This is a genomic window from Burkholderia sp. AU39826 (assembly GCF_020419965.1).
Taxonomy (GTDB): domain Bacteria; phylum Pseudomonadota; class Gammaproteobacteria; order Burkholderiales; family Burkholderiaceae; genus Burkholderia; species Burkholderia semiarida.
In genome coordinates this window covers 60,006-77,760 of record NZ_JAIZQG010000013.1, presented here as the reverse complement: position 1 = coordinate 77,760, position 17,755 = coordinate 60,006, and the positions used below count along the sequence as shown (strand labels likewise).

20 protein-coding genes are annotated in these 17,755 nt (G+C 67.4%); 3 read left to right on the top strand and 17 right to left on the bottom strand.

Annotated features, from left to right (window positions below; genetic code table 11):
* Positions 1-4 precede the first annotated feature (4 nt).
* A complete protein-coding gene (locus tag LGM42_RS21360; protein ID WP_226233113.1) occupies positions 5-1,501 on the bottom strand; it encodes a Y-family DNA polymerase in 1,497 nt (498 codons plus the stop codon).
* Complete coding sequence (gene imuA / locus LGM42_RS21355) at positions 1,434-2,141, bottom strand: translesion DNA synthesis-associated protein ImuA (protein WP_226233112.1); 708 nt, start codon at positions 2,139-2,141, stop codon at positions 1,434-1,436. The genes LGM42_RS21360 and imuA overlap by 68 nt, the downstream gene beginning before the upstream one ends.
* Before the next feature lie 217 nt (positions 2,142-2,358).
* Here imuA and LGM42_RS21350 point away from each other — a divergent pair, with 217 nt between their 5' ends.
* Positions 2,359-2,667 (top strand): VF_A0006 family four-cysteine protein, encoded by a 309-nt coding sequence (locus tag LGM42_RS21350; RefSeq protein WP_226233111.1) that lies wholly within the window; start codon positions 2,359-2,361, stop codon positions 2,665-2,667.
* A 102-nt stretch (positions 2,668-2,769) separates the two neighbouring features.
* Here the strand turns inward: LGM42_RS21350 and LGM42_RS21345 are convergent, their stop codons facing one another.
* Complete coding sequence (locus LGM42_RS21345; RefSeq protein WP_059576148.1) at positions 2,770-3,585, bottom strand: MetQ/NlpA family ABC transporter substrate-binding protein; 816 nt, start codon at positions 3,583-3,585, stop codon at positions 2,770-2,772.
* 211 nt (positions 3,586-3,796) lie between these two features.
* Positions 3,797-5,437, bottom strand: a complete 1,641-nt coding sequence (locus tag LGM42_RS21340) for a methyl-accepting chemotaxis protein (RefSeq protein ID WP_060312492.1) — start codon at positions 5,435-5,437, stop codon at positions 3,797-3,799.
* A gap of 247 nt (positions 5,438-5,684) precedes the next feature.
* Between LGM42_RS21340 and LGM42_RS21335 the strand changes: the two genes are divergently transcribed.
* Entirely contained in the window at positions 5,685-5,975 is a 291-nt protein-coding gene (locus LGM42_RS21335) for a YciI family protein (protein WP_006477740.1), read from the top strand.
* Positions 5,976-6,115: 140 nt separating this feature from the next.
* Here LGM42_RS21335 and LGM42_RS21330 read toward each other — a convergent pair whose 3' ends face one another.
* Genes LGM42_RS21330 through LGM42_RS21310 form a run of 5 tightly spaced genes read right to left on the bottom strand, consistent with a single transcriptional unit; the run spans position 6,116 to position 10,198 of the window.
* Positions 6,116-6,733, bottom strand: a complete 618-nt coding sequence (locus tag LGM42_RS21330) for an SCO family protein (RefSeq protein ID WP_060312490.1) — start codon at positions 6,731-6,733, stop codon at positions 6,116-6,118.
* Positions 6,734-6,751: 18 nt separating this feature from the next.
* Positions 6,752-7,654, bottom strand: coding sequence for a heme o synthase (gene cyoE / locus LGM42_RS21325; protein ID WP_059576139.1), 903 nt, complete (start codon positions 7,652-7,654; stop codon positions 6,752-6,754).
* An 8-nt stretch (positions 7,655-7,662) separates the two neighbouring features.
* Complete coding sequence (locus tag LGM42_RS21320; RefSeq protein ID WP_059576136.1) at positions 7,663-8,775, bottom strand: COX15/CtaA family protein; 1,113 nt, start codon at positions 8,773-8,775, stop codon at positions 7,663-7,665.
* 25 nt (positions 8,776-8,800) lie between these two features.
* On the bottom strand, positions 8,801-9,427 hold the full coding sequence (locus tag LGM42_RS21315) for an SCO family protein (RefSeq protein ID WP_226233110.1): 627 nt from the start codon (positions 9,425-9,427) through the stop codon (positions 8,801-8,803).
* Positions 9,428-9,487: 60 nt separating this feature from the next.
* The gene (locus LGM42_RS21310) at positions 9,488-10,198 is read right to left on the bottom strand and encodes an SURF1 family protein (protein ID WP_060312568.1); all 711 of its coding nucleotides are present in this window, start codon (positions 10,196-10,198) and stop codon (positions 9,488-9,490) included.
* An 84-nt stretch (positions 10,199-10,282) separates the two neighbouring features.
* On the opposite strand from LGM42_RS21310, the gene LGM42_RS21305 reads away from it, so the two are divergent.
* Positions 10,283-10,492 (top strand): twin transmembrane helix small protein, encoded by a 210-nt coding sequence (locus tag LGM42_RS21305; protein ID WP_006477735.1) that lies wholly within the window; start codon positions 10,283-10,285, stop codon positions 10,490-10,492.
* Between the two features lie 184 nt (positions 10,493-10,676).
* Here the strand turns inward: LGM42_RS21305 and LGM42_RS21300 are convergent, their stop codons facing one another.
* The 8 genes from LGM42_RS21300 to LGM42_RS21265 form a co-directional block, all read right to left on the bottom strand.
* Positions 10,677-11,534: a cytochrome c oxidase subunit 3 gene (locus LGM42_RS21300; RefSeq protein ID WP_006486364.1), complete on the bottom strand. Its 858-nt coding sequence runs from the start codon at positions 11,532-11,534 to the stop codon at positions 10,677-10,679.
* Between the two features lie 152 nt (positions 11,535-11,686).
* On the bottom strand, positions 11,687-11,887 hold the full coding sequence (locus LGM42_RS21295) for a DUF2970 domain-containing protein (protein WP_059576130.1): 201 nt from the start codon (positions 11,885-11,887) through the stop codon (positions 11,687-11,689).
* A 16-nt stretch (positions 11,888-11,903) separates the two neighbouring features.
* Positions 11,904-12,515 (bottom strand): cytochrome c oxidase assembly protein, encoded by a 612-nt coding sequence (locus tag LGM42_RS21290; RefSeq protein WP_034208453.1) that lies wholly within the window; start codon positions 12,513-12,515, stop codon positions 11,904-11,906.
* A gap of 35 nt (positions 12,516-12,550) precedes the next feature.
* Entirely contained in the window at positions 12,551-12,691 is a 141-nt protein-coding gene (locus tag LGM42_RS21285; protein ID WP_006486385.1) for a cytochrome oxidase small assembly protein, read from the bottom strand.
* Between the two features lie 69 nt (positions 12,692-12,760).
* On the bottom strand, positions 12,761-14,368 hold the full coding sequence (ctaD, locus tag LGM42_RS21280; RefSeq protein WP_006477731.1) for a cytochrome c oxidase subunit I: 1,608 nt from the start codon (positions 14,366-14,368) through the stop codon (positions 12,761-12,763).
* Between the two features lie 43 nt (positions 14,369-14,411).
* Positions 14,412-16,001, bottom strand: a complete 1,590-nt coding sequence (gene coxB, locus LGM42_RS21275) for a cytochrome c oxidase subunit II (protein ID WP_099316848.1) — start codon at positions 15,999-16,001, stop codon at positions 14,412-14,414.
* A gap of 56 nt (positions 16,002-16,057) precedes the next feature.
* Complete coding sequence (locus LGM42_RS21270; protein ID WP_059576125.1) at positions 16,058-16,582, bottom strand: DUF2244 domain-containing protein; 525 nt, start codon at positions 16,580-16,582, stop codon at positions 16,058-16,060.
* Positions 16,583-16,777: 195 nt separating this feature from the next.
* Positions 16,778-17,743 (bottom strand): methyltransferase domain-containing protein, encoded by a 966-nt coding sequence (locus LGM42_RS21265; protein WP_226233109.1) that lies wholly within the window; start codon positions 17,741-17,743, stop codon positions 16,778-16,780.
* Positions 17,744-17,755 lie beyond the last annotated feature (12 nt).

Genomic DNA, 17,755 nt, shown 5'->3' with positions numbered 1-17,755 from the left:
CCGCTCACCCGAACAGGCCGTGCAGGAACCAGTGCGGTTCGGTCTCGCTCCCCGCCCGCTCCCTGAACACCCAATAGCACGCACCGGCTTCATCTTGCGCGACGTGGTAATCGCGTGCAGCGAGCTGCCCGTCGAACCACCCGGCCTCGATCCGCTCGGCCGACGACATCATCCGGAGCGGCGTATGAAATACCGGCCGCTCGCCGCGCATCAGAAGCGGCAGCGGTTCAGCCAGCAACCACGCGGGACGCGGCGGCGCGGCGGGCGGGCCGGCAGCCGGCTTGCCCGCTTGCGCATCGAGCGGCAGCCAGCGGTTCGCGGCCTCGGGCCGGTAATCGGCGACGGGCGCCGCGCGCAACACGTTGTCCGCGCCCAGCCGCGCGACCAGCAGTTCGAGCAACCGTTCACGGGTTTCCCGCGTACCGCCCGGCTCGGGAAAAAGATCGTCGGCCGGCGGCGCGACCGATTCGACGCGCGTGGCCTTCAGCCGCACCGCGATCACCGCGGCCGGTAGCTCCACGCGCGCGAGCCGCTCGCCGAGCAGCCGCATGAAATGCGCTTCGTCGCGCACGGGTGCGGCGAACGCGAGCGCGAGCGGTGTCGGCGGCACGGCCTGGCGGCCGCGCTCGTGCTCGAGATCGAACGTCATCGCGGCCAGCGACAGTTGCCGCGCGGCTAGCCACCCGCACAGCTGCACGACGAGCCGCCGCGCGGCGAACAGCACGGCTTCCGCGTATTCGACGCGCTCCGGCAATTCGAGCCGCACGTCGAACACGGGCGGCACCGCCATCCACGCGAGCGGCTCGACCGCCTCGCCGTACGCACGATCGAGCGCGGCCAGCAGCGCGGGACCGCAGCGCCGCTGCAACCCCGCGCGCGGCAGGCGGCGCAGATCGGCGAGCGTGCGGCAGCCGAGGCCGTCGAACCAGCCCGCATACGGACGCGCATCGGGCAGCAGCCCGCACGGCAGCCGGTCGAGCGTGCGGACGAGCGAGCGCTGCCGCGCGACGCGGCGCCGGATGCGCGAGCGCGCCGACGTGCGCGCGAGCAGCCACGCGCCGCGCCCGGTCGGCGCGGCGGACAGGCGCGCCGCATAGCCGAGCGCCGCGAGCGTCGCGCGCACCTGGCGGCACAGCGACGGCAGGCCGCCGAACAGGCGCAGGCTCGGGCCGACGTCGACGAGCAGCGTAGCTTCGTCGTCGAGCGCGACGCACGGCGAGAAGCGCAGCAACGCGAGCGCGACCGCGCGCAGCGCATCGGCTTCGCGGGCGGGATCGCGTTCGACGAGCCGCGTCGCGGGCGCAAGCGTCAGCACGCCGCCGCGCTTCATGCCCGCGCGCACACCCTGCCGTCGCGCGGCCGCATCGGCGATCAGCACGACGCCCTGCTCGAGCACCGCACAGCCGGCGTCGCCGGCCTCGCCGGCCGCTGCGTCAGACGGCGGCGGGGCGCACACGTCGAGCGGCAGGCGCGGCAGATGGATGCCGAGCAAGACGCGCATAGCGGCTCTCCACGATGGGCGACGGCAAATCGAGCACGAGCGGCTCGCTGCGCGCGGGCCCGCGACGCTTGACGATGTCGAGCGACACGCCGCCTGGCACCGGATACAGCGCGACGCGCAGCACGGCCGGCGACGGCTGCTTCACGGCCGACAGCGGACGCAGCATCACGAACAGCGTGTCGCCCGTGCGCGCGGCCGCGAGATGCAGGCGCCGCAGCGCATCGGGCCGCGCATCCTGCCAGAGCAGCAGCGCGCCGCAACAGCCGGTCTTGAGCGCCTGCTCGGCGGCCCACAGCGCATCGGTGCGGCTGCCGGCGCGCAGCCACAGCAGCGCGTCGGCCGGCACGCCGAGACTGGCGAGCGCGGTGGCATGCGGCGCCTGCGGCGGCGCGACGAGCGCGAGCGGCCGCCGCGCGCTGACGGTGCGGGCGAGCGCGGGCGCGAGCAGCCGCATCTCGCCGCGGCCGGGCTGCGCAGCCAGCAGTTCGACGAGACCGCCGACCGGCCAGCCGCCGCCCGGCAACTCGGCGGACAGCGGCGCGAAGCCCGTTTCGACCGTGCGGGGACCGCCGCGCGCGAGCTGCGAGCCGCGCCAGAGGGACGGATGAAGGGATTCGGGAGTAATGGAGGATGCGAGCATGACGCCACCCACAACTGTATGGATATACAGTATATGGCAATGCGTCCGCGTCGCACAGTACTGGTACGAAACCGGTTTTCGTCGGAAGAAACCGGGGAAAAGCCGGCGCGCCCGTCATGGCCCGCCGCGCCGCGCCGGTTCGGGCGCAACGCGCCAGCCGCGTTGACCGCTTTACGTTATGCTGTCCGCCGACCCGATCCACACCATCGGAGGAGACTTGAAACGAACGATTCGTGCAATCGCATGCGCGACCATTGCGCTGGTACTGCCAGGAGCAACGTTCGCGCTGACCGACGGCAACGCGCAATACGACGACTGCATGCTCAATGCGCTACGTGAGAGCCGCAACGGCGCCGCCGCGCAGCTGATCCAGCGCTCGTGCGACGCGCTGTACCGCAACAACGCGATGCTGCTGCCGCGCGAACGGCGCTTTCACGAATGCGTCGTGCAGTCGCTGCCGGGTGTGCGCGACAACTACGCGATCCAGCAGATCATGTCGATCTGCTCGCGGCGCGGGGAGATGTGAGCGGACGCTGACCGCCGGGCGGCCGCCAAGCGGCCGCGCCAATGAAAAAAGGCCTGCGCGATGCAGGCCTTTTCGTTCAGCGGTCCGCCCGGTGAGCGGCGTTCAGAACGACGCGACCATCGAGCCCTTGAACTGCTTCTTGATGAATTCCTTCACTTCCGGCGACTGGTACGCCTTCACCAGCTTCTTCACCCACGGCTGATCCTTGTCCTTCGCGCGCACGGCGATCAGGTTCGCGTACGGGCTCGTCAGCGCTTCGAGCGCGATCGCGTCCTTGGTCGGCTGCAGGTTCGCGGCCAGTGCGTAGTTCGTGTTGATCACGGCCGCGTCGACGTCCGACAGCACGCGCGGCAGTTGCGCGGCGTCGAGTTCCGAGATCTTCAGCTTCTTCGGGTTCTCGGCGATGTCGAGCACCGTCGCGTTGTTGCCGCCCGTGCCGGCGCCCGCCTTCAGCTTGATCACGCCTTGCGTCTGCAGCAGCAGCAGCGCGCGGTTCTCGTTCGACGGATCGTTCGGCACCGCGAGCTTCGCGCCCTGCGGCAGATCCTTCAGCGACTTGAACTTCTTCGAATACACGCCGATCGGCGAGATGTAGGTCAGGCCCGCGCTGACGAGCTTGTAGCCGCGCTGCTTCACCTGGCTGTCGAGGTAGGGCTGGTGCTGGAAGCTGTTCGCGTCCAGGTCGCCCGAATCGAGCGCCGCGTTCGGCTGCACGTAGTCGTTGAACTCGATGACCTTCACGTTCAGGCCTTCCTTCTCCTTCGCGACCTTCTGCACGACTTGCCACACTTGCGCATCCGGGCCGGCGACCGTGCCGACCTTGATCACCTTGTCTTCGGCGTGCGCGCCTGCCGACAGCGTCAGCGCGGCGCCGGTGGCCAGCACGGAAAATACCTTCAGGAGACTGCGACGCTTCATCTGTTTCTCGCTTTCTTGCTTGACTGAAATGGGGCGCGATACGGGTATGCCCGGACTCGCACGAAGGGGCAAATGGTGTCACAGGATCGGCGGGAAGTGAAATACATCCCGCTCATATGGGTATGCACCAGCGCAGTGCCGGTGACCGCTGCACGACTCGGCCGTTAGTTGCGTACCCGCCGCGACGCATCCCCTCCTCACGCGGCATGCGTCACGCCACCGCCAGTTCGTCGGCCGCCTTCGCACTACCGAATGCCGGTTCGGCGGCCGTGCCACGGCCGCCCTGCGACGACGGGCCGCCGGCATTGCCGACCCGGAACGCGCCGACCGCGTCGCGCAGCCGCGCGGCCTGTTCCTGCAGCGACGCGGCCGCCGCCGCAGCTTCCTCGACCAGCGCCGCGTTCTGCTGCGTCACCTGGTCCATCTGCGTGACCGCGCGGCCGACCTGCGTGATGCCGCTCGCCTGCTCCTCGGACGCGGCCGCGATCTCGCCCATGATGTCGGTCACGCGCGCGACCGCCTGCAGGATCTCGCCCATCGTCGTGCCGGCCTGGCCGACCAGCGCCGAGCCGTTGCGCACGCGCTCGACCGAATCGACGATCAGCGCGCGAATCTCCTTCGCGGCCGTCGCGCTGCGTTGCGCGAGCGAGCGCACCTCGCCCGCGACCACCGCGAAGCCGCGGCCCTGCTCGCCCGCGCGCGCGGCCTCGACCGCCGCGTTCAGCGCGAGGATGTTGGTCTGGAACGCAATGCCCTCGATCACGCCGATGATGTCGGCGATCTTGCGCGAGCTGTCGTCGATCTCGCCCATCGTGCCGATCACGCGGTTCACGACGTCGCTGCCCGTGCGCGCGATGTCCGACGCGTTGTTCGCGAGCCCGCTCGCCTGTCGCGCGTTGTCGGCGTTCTGCTTCACCGTCGCGGTCAGTTGCTCCATGCTCGCGGCCGTTTCTTCGAGCGACGCGGCCTGCTCCTCGGTGCGCTGCGACAGGTCGTCGTTGCCGGCCGAGATCTGGCGGCTCGCCGACGCGATCGATTCGGCCGACTGGCGAATCCCGCCGATCGTCGCCTGCAGCCGCGCCTGCATGTCGTGCATCGCGGCCATCATGCTCGTGCGGTCGCCCGCGCGCACCGGCACCGGCTGCGTGAGGTCGCCCCGCGCGATGCGCGCCGCGAGCGCGGCCGCTTCGTCCGGCTCGCCGCCGAGGCTGCCGCGCACGTTGCGGATGATCACCAGCATCGCCGCGCTGATCACGAGGCCGATCACGAACACCACGGCCAGGTGGCCGAGCAGCGTCCGGTAGTAGACGGTGTCGATGTCCTTCAGGAACACGCCGCTCGAGATGTTCCAGTCCCACGGCGCGAACCGCGTGACGTAGCTGATCTTCGGCACGGCCGTCTCGCTGTGCGGCAGCCGCCCGCGATATTCGGCGAACCCGCTGCCGGTCGCCTTCGCCGCGTTCAAGATCGTCACGAACAGCGGCTTGCCGTCCGGATCGAGATAGTCGCCGACCTGCGTGTTGACGAGCTTCGGCAGCGTCGGATGCATCAGCACGACCGGCTTCGAATCCATCACGAACACATAGCCCGAATCGCCGTAGCGCATCGCGGCAAGGCTCGCGAGCGCGTCGCGCTTCGCGTCGGCCTCGGGCAGCGTGCCGCTCTGCGCGAGCGCGTGATAAGCCTTCACGATGCCCGCCGCCGAATCGACGAGATTCGCGATGCCGGCCTTGCGTTCGGCGAGCATCGTCGCGCGCGTCTCGTAGGCGCTCCATGCGCCGACGCCCAGAAGACCGATCCATACCAGCGCAAGCGCGAGCCACAGCTTGCGGTTCAAACTCATTCTGCTCATCTGCGTGCCTCTGTCGATGTCGATGCCTCCGGCGCGCGAACGGCCTGCCGCGCGCAAACGGTTGCTCTTTCATTTACGGCAACGAGGCTTACATCTTGAATACGCGCGGCCGCGGCGAACCGGCGATCGACAGGCGGCGCCGCCCGCCGCCCGCCACGCGGCTCGCCGGCGCGACAGCCCGCATCCGCTGTGCTAAAAAGACCGGCTGGCCGGTGCGCGGCGCGCCGGCATCATTCCAGGGCCATCCATGTACGTCATCGACATCCACTACACCGCGTCGCTCGAGCGCATCGACGACGCGCTCGAACGCCACCGCGCGTATCTGCAGCCGCAATTCGACAAGGGCATTTTCATCGCGGCGGGGCCGAAAGTGCCGCGCGAAGGCGGCGTGATCCTCGCGGCCCGCATCGATCGCGACGAACTCGACGCGATCCTCGAGACCGACCCGTTCGTCACCGAGGGGCTCGCCACCTATCGCGTGACGGAATTCCGGATCACGCGCGCCGCCTCCGGCTTCAACGTGCCGGCGCTGCCGTAACGCGGCTTCGGCGCGATACGCGCGCATGCCGACGCGCCGCCCCAGCGGGCAGCGCATGCGCACACAATGAGAGAGGGAAACGTGACGGCGCGAAACGGCCGTCACGTACAACGCCGGGCCGGGCGCCCGGCTGCTGCCGGTCAGTCGACCAGCAGCTTCAGGTCGTGGACCCACGGGGCCGGGCCCTGGCCGTCGCGCACGAACAGGCGCAGCTTGCCGTCGCGGTCGAACACGTAGCTCGCGGCCGTGTGATCCATCGTGTAGCTGCCGGGCGTCTTGCCGGGCACCTTCGCGTAATACACGCGGAAATCCTTCGTGATCTTCTTCAGCGCCGCTTCGTCGGCCGGCCGCAGGCCGATGAACGACGGATCGAACGCGGGCACGTACTGGCCGAGCAACGCCGGCGTGTCGCGCTCCGGATCGACGGTGACAAACAGCACCTGCACGCGCTTCGCGGCATCGGGCCCGAGCTGCTTCAGCGCTTCGGACAATTCGGCCATCGTGGTCGGACACACGTCCGGGCAGTGCGTATAGCCGAAGAACATCACGACGGCCTTGCCCTTGAAGTCGGCGAGCGTGCGGACCTTGCCGGTCGTATCGGGCAGCGAGAAGTCGCTGCCGAACTGCGTGTTGCCGGTGATGTCGAGATTCTGGAATTTCGGCGCGTTGTCGCATCCGGCGAGCAGCAGCGCTGCCGCGAATGCGCACGCGAGCATCCAGCCTTGGCGCGCGCGGCGCCCGAACCGTGATGGGAGCATTGCGTTCAAACCGTGCGGTTACACGCCGAGCAGCGGGCGTGCATAGTGATCGACGAGCAGCGCGACGAACAGCAGCGACAGATAGACGATCGAGTAGCGGAAGGCCTTGCGGGCGAGTTCGTCCGAATAGTCGCGATGGATCTTCCACGCATACGCGAGGAACACCGCGCCGAGCAGCACCGCGCTCGTCAGGTAGACGGCCCCGCTCATGCCGGAAATGAACGGCATCATCGTGACCGCGAACAGGATCACCGTGTACAGCAGGATGTGCAGCCGCGTGAACTGCTCGCCGTGCGTGACGGGCAGCATCGGCAGCCCGGCGTTCTCGTAATCCTTGCGGCGATAGAGCGCCAGCACCCAGAAATGCGGCGGCGTCCATACGAAGATGATCAGCACGAGGATCCACGCGTCGCCCGGCACCGCGCCGGTGACGGCGGCCCAGCCGAGCGCCGGCGGCATCGCGCCCGACGCGCCACCGATCACGATGTTCTGCGGCGTCATCGGCTTGAGCAGCAGCGTGTAGACCACCGCGTAGCCGACGAACGTCGCGATCGTCAGCCACATCGTCAGCGGATTCGTGAACGTATAGAGCGTCCAGGCGCCGACGCTGCCGAGCACGGCCGAGAACAGCAGGATCTGCGGCGTCGTGATCTCGCCGCGCGCGGACGGACGCCACGCGGTGCGGCGCATCATCGCGTCGATCTTCTGTTCGACGAGGCAGTTGATCGCGAACGCGGCGCCGGCCAGCAGCCAGATACCGACCGTGCCGCCGATCAGCACATGCCACGGCACCATGCCCGGCGTCGCGAGGAACATGCCGATCACCGCGCAGAACACCGCGAGCTGCGTGACGCGCGGCTTCGTCAGCGCCATGTACTGGGAAAAGCGGCTACCGGGCGATTGGGAGAGGGTGCTTTGCATGGGGGCGGTCACGCCGGGGCGGCGTCGCGCGCAGGCTGCGCGACACGGCCGGGGCGGCTTGAAAGGATGCGAAAGTTTAACATGACGACGAGCAGCAGCAGGATCGCGGCCCCGCCGTTGTGCGCGACGGCGACGGGCAGCGGCCACTGCAGCACGATGTTGGTCAGCCCCGTCACGAACTGCAGCAGGACGACCAGCAGCACGCCGTTCGCGGGCCGCCGCAGCGACTCGAAGCGGCGCATCTTCAGCGCGAACGCGACCAGGTACGCGACCACGACGAACGCGAACGTGCGGTGCGTCCAGTGGATCGCCACCAGCGCGTCCTGCGTGATCGCGTCGCCGTCCTTCGTCATCCCGAGCGCGCGCCACAGGTGGAAGCCGTGCTGGAAGTCCATCGGCGGAATCCACTGGCCGTTGCAGGTCGGGAAGTCGGTGCACGCGAGCACCGCATAATTGGTGCTCACCCAGCCGCCGAGCGCGATCTGCACGACGAGCAGCACGAGCGCCGCGAGCGCGGCCGCGCGGTAACGCCCGGCCTCCGGGTCATGCGACGGCAGCGGCGTCTGCCGCGCCGCAAGCCAGCCGAGCGTGCCGAGCAGCGTCAGGCCGAGCAGCAGGTGGATCGTGACGATCACCGGCTGCAGCTTCATCGTGACCGTCCATGCGCCGAACGCGCCCTGCACGAGAATCAGCAGCAGCAGGCTCGTCGGCCACCACGGCGACACGTGCAGCGGGCGGCGGCGCAGCCGCGCGGCCCACGCGATCACCACCTGCGCGATGATCAGCACGCCGATCGCCATCGCGAAATAGCGGTGGATCATCTCGATCCACGCCTTCGTCATGCTGACGGGTCCCGTCGGCATCGCCTGATGCGCGGCCGTGATCGCCGCGTGCGCGATGAACGGCGACGACGTGCCGTAGCAGCCGGGCCAGTCGGGGCAGCCGAGGCCCGAATCGGTCAGCCGCGTGAAGCCGCCGAACATCACGAGGTCGAGGGTCAGGAACGTGGTGATCCACACGAGCTTGCGAAACTTGTCGTCGTCGGCCTTCACCCACACGTACGACAGCGGCAGCAGCGCGATGCACAGGCCGATCAGGCCGAGTTGCAGTAGATACGACATCGGAATGGTGCCTCGTTCTCTCGCCTTAACCGATGCTCGACCACTTCAGCAGCTTCGTCACGTCCGACTTGATCTTGCTGGGATTCGGGTCTTTCGGGAAACGCATCATCAGGTTGCCGTTCGGGTCGACCAGGTAGAGGTGGTCGCTGTCCTTCGTGCCGGCGTCGGCGGGCAGCCACGCGGCCACCGCGGCCGGATCGGCGACGAGCCGGCGCGTGTCCGGATACGCGTCCAGCACCTTCTGCGGCACCGCGCCCGCATCGCCGCGCAGCCACACCATCGTGATCCGGTGCCGCTCGCCCGCCTGCGTGACGCGGATCTGCCGCATGAAATAGAGCTTCTTCGCGCACGCGTCGTCGCATGCGCTGCGGTCGGTCATCACGAACAGCCAGACGCCGCGCAGCGACGACAGCGGTACCGTCTTGCCGGTTTCGTCGGTCACCTGCAGATCGGCCGGGATCGGGCGCTGCGGCTCGATCAGCGTGCCGTAGTTCGTCGATCCGCCCTTCGGCTTGATCACGTAATAGGTGAAGTACGACGCGATCATCGGCGCGGCGCACACGAGCCCCAGCAGCACGAGCATCCAGCGGCCGCGCTTGCGGGCCGCCTGCGACATCGGCGCGGCGGCCGGACCCTGACGGGAAGATTGCATGGACAAATCAGACCTCTCGAAACGAACCCGCGGCGCCGGCGCCGCGTCCTGGCACGACGCTCACGCGCCGGCCGACTTCTTCGCCGCACGCCGCGCGGCGTACAGGCCGAAGCCGAGCGCGGCGGCCGCCATCGCCCACCACTGAAACATGTAACCGTAATTGCGCTCGACGCCGGTCGTCGCCGCCGGCCAGTCGCGCACGAGCTTGTCGCCGTCGTCGCTCGTCTGCTGGATCACGAACGGCTGCAGCGGCAGCCCGGTTTCCTTCGCATACGCGGCGACGTCGAGGTTCTGCCGGATCTTCTGGTGCGCGGCCGACCCGCCTTCGCCGAGCTCGAACGCGCGCGACGCGTCGGCGCGCGCGATGCCGACGATCTCGACGTCGCCCGCCGGCGTCGCGAACGGCTCGATCGCCGTGCGATCGGCGATGTTGCGCGGCAGCCAGCCGCGATTCACGAGCACGACGCCGCCGCCCGTGAGTTTAAGCGGCATCACGACGTAAAAGCCCGGCTGGTCGTTATACGGCCGATTGTCGAGGAACACCGCCTGCTCGGGCATGAAACGGCCCTTTGCCCGCACGCGACGAAACTCGATCGACGCGAGCGGAACCGGCTGCGCGCCGATGTCGACGGGCGCCGCCTGCTCGTAGCGCGCGATGCTCGCCTGCAGCGCTTCCTTCTGGTGCGCGCGGTCGCGCTGCCAGAAACCGAGACGGATCGTGACGGCGACGACGACAAGGATCAGCAGCGCGGGCAGCCAGCGAATCTTCATCGTGCGGCCCGCCCGGCACATCCGCGAAAACGAAGTGCGATAATTATCCTCTTCCTTTCGAATTGCCGTCGTCCGGTTCGTGTCATGCACATCCTCGTTCCCATCGCCTTCGTCCTCATCATTGCCAGCATGGGCTCGGCGCTCTACTTCATGATGCACGACCGCGGCCACACGAAACGCATGGTCTGGTCGCTCGCCACCCGCGTCGGGCTGTCGGTGTCGCTGTTCCTGCTCATCCTGTTCGCGAACTGGATGGGCTGGATCCATTCGACCGGCCTGCCGATCGGGCGTTGATGCCGTTGCCGCTGTGGCACACCGTGACCGCTGTGACATTTAGCCGCACGGTCGCGCCACCAAGCAAAAGCGCCGCCTGACTGAGTCGCGGCGGCGCCGGGGCCGTGTCGCTCGCGGCTTCGCCGCCGCGCCCACGACACCAATGAAAACGGCCCGCGCATCGCTGCGCGGGCCGTTTTTGCATTTACAGCCAGTAGACGACGACGTACAGGCCGAGCCAGACGACGTCGACGAAGTGCCAGTACCACGCGGCGCCTTCGAATGCGAAGTGATGATCGGGCTTGAAGTGGCCGCGGATCATCCGCACCAGCACCACCGCGAGCATCGTGCCGCCGAGGAACACGTGGAAGCCGTGGAAGCCGGTCAGCAGGAAGAACGTCGAACCGTACACGCCGGAGTTCAGCGTCAGGTTCAGTTCGTTGTACGCGTGGTAGTACTCGAAGCCCTGCAGGAACAGGAAGCAGATCCCGAACACGAGCGTCGCGGCCAGCCATGCGATCGCCTTCTTGCGATGATCGTCGCGCAGCGCGTGGTGCGAGATCGTCAGCGTCACGCCCGACGACAGCAGGAACGCGGTGTTCAGCGTCGGGACCGGCCACGGGCCCATCGTCTTGAAGTGACCGGCGAGCGCGGCGGGGCCTTCGTTCGGCCACACGGCGGAGAAGTCCGGCCAGATCAGCTTGTAGTCGAGGCTGCCGAGCTGGTGCAGCGCGATTTCACGCGCATAGAACAGCGCGCCGAAGAACGCGCCGAAGAACATGACTTCCGAGAAGATGAACCAGCTCATGCTCCAGCGGTACGACTTGTCGACGTTCTTGCCGTAATGACCGCCTTCCGATTCGGCGATCGCGTCGCCGAACCAGTGATACAGCGTGAAGAGCAACCACAGCAGGCCGAGCAGCGCCGTGAACGGCGCCCAGTCGTGACCGTTGATCCACAGCGCTACCGAGCCGAGCATGACCAGCAGGCCGATGGCCGCGCTGATCGGATGCTGCGACGGATGCGGCACGAAATAGTACGGGGTCTGGTTTTGACCGCTCATGCTTGATTCTCCACTTCAGTCCAATTTGTGTACCGGAAACCGCTCCGGCTTTATTTCTTGCGCGGCGAGACCGCCACCGCTCGTTCCTGCACGCCGCGCCGTGGCGCCGCGCACTGCATTCTGTCTGGCCGCTAGCCGTGCACGCCGCGCCCTCAACCCACCACCGCACGCACGATCAGGATCAGCACGCCGATGAACACGCCGGCCGCGATCAACGCGACGATCAGCACGTGCAGCGGATTGAGCTGCGTCGCGTCGGCCTCCAGGTCGCGCCGCTTGCGCACCCCGAAGAACGACCACAGCACCGCTTTCAGCGCCTGACCGAACGTTCCGCTCCGCTTGGCTTCCGTCATCGCCCCGTCTCCTTCGTCATGCGTCCGGCTTCGCCGCACCCTGCGCCGCCGCCGTACTGCGCTGCGCCGGGGCCGGCGTGGCCGGGGTATTCAGCTCGAAGAACGTGTACGACAGCGTGATCGTCTTCACGTCCTTCGGCAATTTCGGGTCGATCACGAACACCACCGGCATCTTGCGCGACTCGTTCGCGGTCAGCGTCTGCTGCGTGAAGCAAAAGCACTCGATCTTCTTGAAGAACTCCGTCGCCTGCTTCGGCGCGTAGCTCGGAATCGCCTGCGCGACGACCGGCCGGCCCTGCCCGTTCGTCACGTCGTACACGATCGTCGTCAGTTCGCCCGGGTGCACGTCGAGGCTGTTGTGCTCCGGCTTGAACCCGAGCGGCCCGCGTGCGTTCGCATCGAACTCGACCGACACCGTGCGGCTGTAGTCGACCTGCGAATTCTTCACCTCGCGCTCGCTGACATCGCGCTGCACCAGGTTGTTGATGCCGGTGATCTGGCAGATCGCCCGATACATCGGAATCAGCGCGAAGCCGAAACCGAACATCAGCCCGGCCACGACGAAGAGCTTCACCAGCATCGAACGATTGAACGCGCGATCCACGGCGCCCTCTTCCGGCTTCGACATACGACGACTTCCTCGCTACTGCGTCAGTTGCTGCATCAGTGGGTGGACAGCCACCACTGCTTGATCACGACACCCACGAAAAAAACGGCGGCGATGACGAGCAGGGTGAGGCCGAGCCGCTTGTTGCCCGCGCGGATCTGCTCGGGCGTTCGTCTTTCTTGTGGATTCCGGGTCATCTGAAACTTCAGTTTCGCGCCCGCCGCGCCTGCCTGCGCGGCAGGCAGCGGCGGAGCGCTCGGTAAAACTTATTCGACGTGCGGCGGTTGCTCGAACGTGTGGAACGGAGCCGGGCTCGGCACCGTCCACTCGAGGCCCGTCGCGCCGTCCCACGGCTTGTCCGACGCCTTTTCCAGCTCGCCGCCGCCACGGTAGGCCGGCAGCGCGACCGCGAACAGGAAGTACACCTGCGCGAGGCCGAAGCCGAATGCGCCGATCGTCGCCACCTGGTTGAAGTCCGTGAACTGCGCCGGGTAGTCCGCATAGCGGCGCGGCATGCCCGCGAGACCGACGAAGTGCATCGGGAAGAACGTCAGGTTGAAGAAGATCATCGACGCCCAGAAGTGGATCTTGCCGCGCGTCTCGTTGTACATCCAGCCCGTCCACTTCGGCGCCCAGTAGTACCAGCCCGAGAACAGCGCGAACAGCGAGCCGGCCACCAGCACGTAGTGGAAGTGCGCGACCACGAAGTAGGTGCCGTGATACTGGATGTCGAGCGGCGCCATCGCGAGCATCAGGCCCGTCAGGCCGCCGAACGTGAACACGAACAGGAAGCCGATCGCGAACAGCATCGGGGTTTCGAACGTCATCGAGCCGCGCCACATCGTCGCGAGCCAGTTGAACACCTTCACGCCCGTCGGCACCGCGATCAGCATCGTCGCGTACATGAAGAACAGCTGGCCGGTGACCGGCATGCCCGTGGCGAACATGTGGTGCGCCCAGACCATGAACGACAGGATCGCGATCGATGCCGTCGCGTACACCATCGAGCTATAGCCGAACAGCGTCTTGCGCGCGAACGCCGGGATCACCTGCGACACGATCCCGAACGCCGGCAGAATCATGATGTACACCTCGGGGTGGCCGAAGAACCAGAAGATGTGCTGGTACATCACCGGGTCGCCGCCGCCTGCCGCGTTGAAGAACGACGTGCCGAAGTGGCGGTCGAACAGCACCATCGTGATCGCGCCCGCCAGAACCGGCATCACGGCGATCAGCAGGTACGCGGTGATCAGCCACGTCCACGCGAACATCGGCATCTTCATCAGCGTCATGCCCGGTGCGCGCATGTTCAGGATCGTCACGACGATGTTGATCCCGCCCATGATCGACGACGCGCCCATGATGTGGACCGCGAAGATCGCGAAGTCCATGCCCGGGCCCATCTGCGTCGACAGCGGCGCGTACAGCGTCCAGCCGGCGGCCGTCGCGCCGCCCGGCGCGAAGAACGAGCCGACCAGCAGCACCGCCGCGACCGGCAGCAGCCAGAAGCTGAAGTTGTTCATCCGCGCGAACGCCATGTCGGATGCGCCGATCTGCAGCGGAATCATCCAGTTCGCGAAGCCGACGAACGCCGGCATGATCGCGCCGAACACCATGATCAGGCCGTGCATCGTCGTGAGTTCGTTGAAGAACTCCGGACGCATGATCTGCAGGCCCGGCTCGAACAGCTCGGCACGGATGCCGAGCGCCATCACGCCGCCCGACAGGAACATGATGAACGAGAACAGCAGGTACAGCGTACCGATGTCCTTGTGGTTGGTGGCGAACAGCCAGCGACGCCAGCCGTGCGGGGCTTCGTGCGCGTGGTCGTCGTGCGCGTGGTCCGCGGCTACGTCGTGCCCGATGCTAGACATGAGAATCTCCTAATGCGAATACGTCGACTAACTCAGCGACACGTCAAGCCGCCGGGCCGATCTCGACACGCCGGGCTTCCTTCGCGTCAGCCCCGCCCGTGATCGTTTCCGGCTTTTTGAGAATGATGTGGTCTTCCGCCACGCCTGCTGCCTTCAGCGCATCGCGCACGGCTTGTGCACGATGCTTCGCGAGTTCGGCGTTCGCGTCGGCCGAGCCCGTCTTGTCGGTGAAGCCCGACAGCGCGAGCTTCGCGTCCGGATGCGCCTTCGCATAGTCGGCCGCTGCGGCGATCGCCGCTTTCGCGTCGGCCGGCAGCACGCTCTTGCCCGTTTCGAAGTAGATCGTCGACAGCGCGGCCGATGCCGCCGCCGGCTGCTCTGCGCCCGACGCGGCTTGCGCCGGCGCCGAAGCCGCTTCAGCCGGTGCCGCTGCCGCGCCCGCCGTGTCTTCCGGCAGCTTGCCGTTGCGTGCGTCGGCCACTTGCTTCGGCTGCAGCAGGTCGTTCTTGTGGTTGCCCCACGAGTTGCGTTCGTACGTGACGACCGAAGCGATGTCGAGATCCGACAGCGACGCCCACGACGGCATCGCGCCCTTGCCGTGCAGCACGCGCTCGACGTGCGCGGCGATCGGGCCGTTCACGATCGGGCTGCCGTCCATCGCCGGGAATGCGCCGAGGCCCTTGCCGTTCACCTGGTGGCAGGCCGCGCAGTTCGCCTTGTAGACTTCCTCGCCGTGCGCGACGAGTTCGGCCATCGTGTAGACCTTGTTCGGATCGACCGCGGCGCTCGCCAGCTTGGCCTTCTGCGCGGTGACCCACTTCGCGTAATCGTCGTCCGACAGGACTTCGACCACGACCGGCATGTACGCGTGTTCCTTGCCGCACAGCTCGGTACAGAAACCGCGGAACGTGCCGACCTTGTCGGCCTTGAACCACGTGTCGCGCACGAAGCCGGGGATCGCATCCTGCTTCACGCCGAACGCGGGCACGTACCACGAGTGGACGACGTCGTTCGCGGTCGTGATAATGCGGATCTTCTTGTTGACCGGCACGACGAGCGGGTTGTCGACTTCCTGCAGATAGGTGTCGGTGATCGGCTTCTTGCCCATCACTTCGTCGCGCGGGGTGGTCAGCGTCGACAGGAAGCCGATGCCCTCGCCCGGGCCCTTCACGTAGTCGTAGCCCCACTTCCACTGGTAGCCGGTGACCTTGATCGTGAGATCGGCGTTCGTCGTGTCCTTCATCGCGACGACGGCCTTCGTCGCCGGCAGCGCCATCAGCACGACGATGACGAACGGCACGATCGTCCAGATGATCTCGACGGTCGTGCTTTCATGGAAATTGGCGGCCTTGTGGCCCTTGGATTTGCGGTGCGCGAAGATCGAATAGAACATCACGCCGAACACGCCGACGAAGATCACCGTACACAGGATCAGCATCATCGTGTGGAGATCGTAGAGCTCCTCGGCGATCTTCGTGACAGGCGGCTGAAAGTTGATCTCGTTGACACGGGGGCCGCCCGGGCTATCACCGACCGCCAGGGCCGCACCGGCAAAGAGCAATCCGCTGCATGCCAGCACGCCCGCGAGGGCTCGCTTGATTGTTTTCATAGCATCCTTACCCAAAATTTCCATTCAAACCCTCCCCCGTCGCAAGCCGCCGGCCTGTTCCGGCCATTGACCGCGCCTCGTCAGCCGCAGCGCCTGAGCGACGCACGCAGCTCGTCGGCGAACTGCGCACGCTTGTACTGCGCGAGATGCTGCCCGATCACGACGGTCTGCCCGCGCGACACCAGCCGAATCGGATCGCGTGGCGTCGCACCCGGCTCGACCCGCACCCAGCGCGGGTTGAATTCGATCTGCGTGAGCCGCTCCGCATCCATCCGCTCGATCACGAGCCGGTGCGGAAACAGCCTGATGCGCTCGTAGTCGACCGCATGGCGAGCATAGATCGCGAATGCGACACCCACCGCCAGCAACTCGATTCCGGTGAAGGGCATGACGAGCCAGGCCCCTCTCCACATCAGCAACGCCGCGATCGCCAGCGAGAAGCCCGCAAGCGACGCGTAAAACAGCACGAACTGGCGCGGCGACACCGAACAGTTGCGTTTCATGAGCCAGTCTTCGAGGACCGGTTCGCTGTCCGCCGTCTCCGCCAAAACGTTCGCTGCTTCCATCGCCGCCTCACGCGAATGGCATGCGATGCATGCCTGCATCGGACTCGCCGGCCCGTATTGCGGGGACCCCGGGACGACAAGCTGACGCATTATAGGCGGGTTCAATGGCATCCACAAGCAAGCGCCTATCGCCCGCCAAGCCAAGCGCGACAAGCTTTCCGGCCGTTTTAGCCGCCAATTCGACCCCGCTTTGCACCGCTAATTTCGGACATAACAAAACCCCTCTTTACCGCTTTACCGATTCCTCGGGCGCCCCTTGCCGATGTCCTCGATGCGCACGATCCCGTGCCCTTCGGCGGTCGTGCGTGGCACGGCCTTCCACGCGTGGCCGTAGATCACCTCGAACGTCAGCGGGATCGTGCCGTCGTCGCGCCGGCGCGCGTCCAGCGCGTCGCCGAGCGCCGCGCGAAAGCGCCGCGCCGCGTGCGGCGGCGCCGTGCGCGCGAACGGATAGGCGCCCCAGCGGCGCACGTCGGCCAGCAGGGAATCGGCGGATTTGTACGTGACGGTCAGCACTTCCTGGTCCATCACGGGAATCTCGAAGCCGCTCTCGACGAGCATGTCGCCGAGGTCGTGCATGTCGACGAAATCGATCACGCGCGCGGCGGGCGGCGCGATGCCGAGCGCGGCTTCGGCGTCCGCGCAGGCCGCGCGCAGCTCGCGCAGCGTGTCCGGGCCGAGCGTGCTGAACATCAGCAGCCCGTTCACGCGCAGCACGCGCTGCCATTCGGGGAAGACGGTATCGGGACGCGAATGCCAGTGGAGCGCGAGATTCGACCAGATCAGGTCGAATGCGCCGCCGGGAAACGGCAGCGCCGCGAAATCGGCCTGCGCGACGCGCGGGCCGCGCTGGCCCAGCGCCCGGCCGAGCGAGGCCGGCAGCCAGCGGCGCCAGGTGGTCTGCTCGACCTCGCGCTGACCGGCCCGCGCGAGCATCGCGCCGGACAGGTCCACGCCGAACACCGGCGCCTCCGGAAAGCGTGCGCGCAGCGCCGGCAGGTCGTCGCCCGGGCCGCAGCCCGCATCGAGCACGGCCGCGGGGCTCACCTTGATGTATTCGAGGCGCTCGTTCATCCGCTGCGCGATCTCGCGCGGCAGGAACGCAACCGCATCGAACGTGGCGGCACGGCGGTCGAAGATCCGCCGCAGGCGCCTGGCGTCATTGGCCGGACGGCCGGTTGAAGTCGAAGCTGGGGACATGTCGGGCACACT